General features: G+C 63.3%; 7 protein-coding genes. 2 read left to right on the plus strand and 5 right to left on the minus strand.

Annotation, left to right across the window (positions count from 1 at the left end; all coding sequences use genetic code 11):
• Together P1X14_RS21755 and P1X14_RS21760 are read right to left on the minus strand one after the other, a co-directional pair.
• The coding region (locus P1X14_RS21755) for a hypothetical protein (protein ID WP_277317518.1) at window positions 1-181 on the minus strand (181 nt) is incomplete at its 3' end.
• Window positions 178-744: a hypothetical protein gene (locus P1X14_RS21760; protein ID WP_277317519.1), complete on the minus strand. Its 567-nt coding sequence runs from the start codon at window positions 742-744 to the stop codon at window positions 178-180. The genes P1X14_RS21755 and P1X14_RS21760, both read right to left, overlap by 4 nt.
• 190 nt (window positions 745-934) lie before the next feature.
• On the opposite strand from P1X14_RS21760, the gene P1X14_RS21765 reads away from it, so the two are divergent.
• Together P1X14_RS21765 and P1X14_RS21770 are read left to right on the plus strand one after the other, a co-directional pair.
• Window positions 935-1,156, plus strand: a complete 222-nt coding sequence (locus tag P1X14_RS21765; RefSeq protein WP_277317520.1) for a DUF2188 domain-containing protein — start codon at window positions 935-937, stop codon at window positions 1,154-1,156.
• Between the two features lie 50 nt (window positions 1,157-1,206).
• Window positions 1,207-1,419 carry a hypothetical protein gene (locus P1X14_RS21770; RefSeq protein ID WP_277317521.1) on the plus strand — a complete coding sequence of 71 codons (213 nt, stop codon included), beginning with the start codon at window positions 1,207-1,209 and terminating at the stop codon, window positions 1,417-1,419.
• Window positions 1,420-1,598: 179 nt separating this feature from the next.
• On the opposite strand, the gene P1X14_RS21775 is transcribed toward P1X14_RS21770, so the two are convergent.
• The 3 genes from P1X14_RS21775 to P1X14_RS21785 form a co-directional block, all read right to left on the minus strand.
• A complete protein-coding gene (locus P1X14_RS21775; RefSeq protein WP_277317522.1) occupies window positions 1,599-2,108 on the minus strand; it encodes a hemerythrin domain-containing protein in 510 nt (169 codons plus the stop codon).
• 280 nt (window positions 2,109-2,388) lie between these two features.
• Window positions 2,389-3,051, minus strand: coding sequence for a hypothetical protein (locus P1X14_RS21780; protein ID WP_277317523.1), 663 nt, complete (start codon window positions 3,049-3,051; stop codon window positions 2,389-2,391).
• A gap of 249 nt (window positions 3,052-3,300) precedes the next feature.
• Window positions 3,301-3,510 carry an AlpA family phage regulatory protein gene (locus P1X14_RS21785; protein WP_277317524.1) on the minus strand — a complete coding sequence of 70 codons (210 nt, stop codon included), beginning with the start codon at window positions 3,508-3,510 and terminating at the stop codon, window positions 3,301-3,303.
• Window positions 3,511-3,914 lie beyond the last annotated feature (404 nt).

Here is a 3,914-nt window from a genome sequence, read left to right on the forward strand (position 1 = left end):
CCTGGCCGGCACGCGCAACGCCACCGGCGATCGCGTTCCGCGCGGCCGCCGCCTCGGCGTCGACATCCAAACCATCGGTGGCCAGCTCAGCGAGCAGCTCGGCATCGCTGAGGCTCATCAGATCGTCGGCCAGTTCGTCGAGTAGTCGGCGGAGCGCAGGATCGGGCTTGTCGCCGCTCACGCAGTCCACCCGGCTGGATACCTCCCATTGATCGCCCGGCGCATGCGGCGTCGAATGGTGGCATAGGCCTTATCGTCCAGGTCGTTCATGGTCATGATTTCCTCCTTCGAGTAAAATTCCAGGTCGCACATCAGCATCAGCAGCGCCTGCTCGTCGTCCGCGAACAACGCCTCGAGAGCCGCGATACGCGCCGACATGTCCTCTGCGGCCAACAGGCGTGTTTCAGCGTCGGGATCAGGATCGACGGGAACGACAAGCAGCCGCCCGTCGGTGCCGGTGGCATCGAGCGAGACCGTCGCCTTGACGCGACCTGCGGAACCACGTGCCGCCGAGGCTATGCTGCGCATCGCTCCGATCAGGAACGGCACCAGCGCCATCGTCCGCGGGCAGGTCCGCGCGCCGGACAGTGTCGCAGCAACGGCCTCGCCGATCAGATCGTCGGCCCCGCACGCGAGACCAAGGGCATAGATACGGCCGGCGCGGCGCAAACGGGCGAGATCGATGGCAGCGAGACCATCAAGTGCCGCGCTGATTTCGTCAGGGTCCAATGCGTCGCGGTTCACGTCACTCCCAAGAGCTGCCTTGGGACGTAGGCTGACTCTGTGCGCCGCCTCGGACAAGCAGATAAAATATTTTTCAGATGTCCGCGAGCGTCGCCGCGCTCGGCCTACTCCCTTGAACGCCAATCATGGGGTTCGGGAGCGGTGTCGCGAGCCGGCTTACCCGACAGCGCGAGGAAGGAGGAAGACGAACATGGGCAAGAACCAGCATGTGGTGCCGCACGAAGGCGGCTGGGCGGTTCGCGGAGCGGGCAACGAGCGCGCGACGTCGGTGCACGAGACGCAGGCTGCTGCGATCGAGGCGGCACGCGGCATCGCGCAGAACCAGCACAGCGAGCTGCTGATCCATGGCCGCAACGGCCAGATCCGCGAGCGCGACAGCTTTGGCGGCGATCCCTTCCCGCCGCGCGGCTGAACGACCCCGGGGCCGCGTACCCGCGCGGCCCCAACCGTAAGGAGTGCATGATGGCAAAAGGCAGAAGTGGCGGCTCGTTCCGCAGTGCGATCAGCGGGCGCTTCGTGACGGCGAAGCACGGCAAGGCATCGCCGCGCACGACCGTGTTCGAGCGGTCGGGCGGCGGCAGCACGGGCGGCACCTACCGGAGCGCGATCAGCGGCCGGTTCGTGACGACCGCGCACGGCAAGCGCAGCCCTAGCACCACGATCAAGGACAGCTGAGGAAGGCGGTCGGCAACGGCCGCCTTTCTGTCACGCGCGAATCCTATCTTCTTCACCGCTGGCAGCTTTTGGGAACGCCGGAAACGGCCGCGAACGGCGACTTTTAGGGCGCTAAGCGGGCGGTTGCGTGCGAGCAGTTAGACCAACCTACCGGCAATGCCATCGTCCAACTTATCATTTTAGATCGTCGTCGCTTTGAGCGTGGTCAGCTCTGGCTTGGGCAAGCCGCCTGCCTTGTAATCGGCGAGCAACTCTGTCTTGCGCGCAAGCAGCTGTTCGCCGAGCGCATCCATGTCGAGCCCGGCCTTCTTGGCCTGCGCGAACATGCCCTCCATTCGCTTTTCTTCCTCTTCGACGTGGTGTTCGATCTGTTCGGACAACACTTTCACCTTGGCGTCGTAGAAGTCGTCGGACGGCGAGCCCGCCTCGATCTCGGCGATCAGGACCTTGGCGCCGTCATGCTCGACATAGGCTTCCTCGAGAAGATCTTCTTCGATCTTGCCCTCGCACGCCGGGTAGAAAATCTCTTCCTCGATCTTGGCGTGGACGGTCAGTTCCATGCAGATCTGCAGCGCGATCTTCTGCTTGCTGCCGTCGCCCTTGGCGCCTTCGAATTTTTCGAACAGCGCCTCGACCGAGCGGTGATCGGCCTTGAGCAAAGCCACAGCATCCTGTTTCGCGTCAGCCACAATTTATCTCCCTGAATTGTAAGCGATAAACCACGGCGAACTGAGTGCGTTCCGTCCGCGCGCCAGTTGCGAGTCGTTAGCATCGCCGGTAGAAAACCTGAGAGGTCGGGCAGCCGCCGACGACAACGCGGGCCGACGCGCTTAACGGCCGCTTTAAGGATCACCGGGAACCGTGCAGAATGGCCATTTAGCGGCGCTTGGCTGACCCCGGCTGACGCCGAGACCGCGGCCGAATGCCCTCCCGAATGGCTACAAGCAACGTGGCGACGGCATCGCTTTTTCAGCCGCGTCGTCGCGACACTGGCTTACCATCGACCAACAATGGCGAGCAGATCGGCAGAGCGCGCAAGCCTGTGATCACATCAGTCGCGGTTCCGTTCTCTCGGTCGAGGATGAGCCAATAGTCGAGCTTGCCGATGTCGCTGGCGACGGCCACGACCTGCCCCGCCACGGTGTCAACATAGGCACTACTCTTGCGGAGTTCGGCAGTGGTGATCATCAATGTGGCGAGCAGCTCCTGGGAAACGGGACCCGGCGCGTTTTCCAACGCAGCTAACCTCGCCCACAACACGCTCTGTGTCTTTAGCTCAGCCTTCATCTCTTTAATTTGATCGAAGTTCGCCGAAATGCCGCTGACCTCGCGCCGAGGGAGATGCGGTAACACGCCCGAGGAAATGCTTGTGTCCCAAGCTGCCGTCAGCATTGGACGGGTAGGCGGCCGCCCGATCGAGCCGATGAGCGGTAGCACGCCTGTCCGCGCTGCCTGTTTAAGCAGCGTCTCGACGTCACCAAGTCGCCGGTCGATGCACCGCTTGGCGAGACGCCGCTCGTGCATGACTCCCGCGTCGCGCTCGAAATCACTCACCAAGGCCTGCCGGGCATCCGCAGCGTCGAACTGCCACCGTATGTCGGAGGCAACCTCGCCCAAAGCGAGCGCGATCAACACGCCCAGGACCACACTACCTACCTCTCGAGCGAACTTTTTTTGTCGCTCCCCTAAACTCCAATTGCGCAACGCACCCACCCTTCGCTCCCCCCGCGGTTGCCAACTGTTATCGGATCACCGTAAGCCTTGCGAGCGCCACTTCTCACCACCCAGCGCCTCCGTTCGACCGCATGAACAAACGGCAGCTTGTCGGAACGGCTGTGTCAGTCACGAACGACCGCAGTGGGGCGCAAAGCTGTCGAAAAGCTACGGCTGGTGATGGGCGTCGTAGTACATTGGGCTTCGACACCAGGCGATCACGTCCGCTTCACGCCAACCAACACAGCGAATGCTGATCTGAACGCTCTTTGGAAAACTGCCCTCCTGCATCCGGCGATACATGGTGGAGCGGCTGAGGCCGGTTTTCTCCAGCACCGTCTTGATGCGGAGGATACGGTCGGAAGCTTCGGTCTGCATCTTGGCATCACCCTAGATCGATTGCGTTTGCATGGTGCCCCGTGGGCAGAGGCTGAGCGCAAGACGTGGCAACGGCAAGCGGCCCAAAGCCGCCAGGGCCCGTCAGAGTGCTCCAGCGTAGAAAAACATGCTCTGGCGTAAGTGGAGATATCCAGTCCTGAGCCGGCATCTCACGCCTGCGGCGTGACCGCGCTCTACGCCGCTGCGCGTCGCCGAGTCGCTCTGCGGCGTCTCGGTCCGTTCGGATGACGATCGCATGATGCAGTGCCGGGCTGCGCCGGCCAGTGGAACGCGGTTCAGATGAGCGTGCACTGGCGCCTCTGACAAGGCTGCCAGAGACCGCGCGTCCTGGCTTGCCGCGTGGCACGCTCGATCCGGTCGGAGGGCGCGGCGGCGGCTGCCGC

Origin of the sequence: Sphingomonas sp. AOB5, assembly GCF_029433115.1 — a bacterium.
GTDB lineage: Bacteria > Pseudomonadota > Alphaproteobacteria > Sphingomonadales > Sphingomonadaceae > Sphingomonas.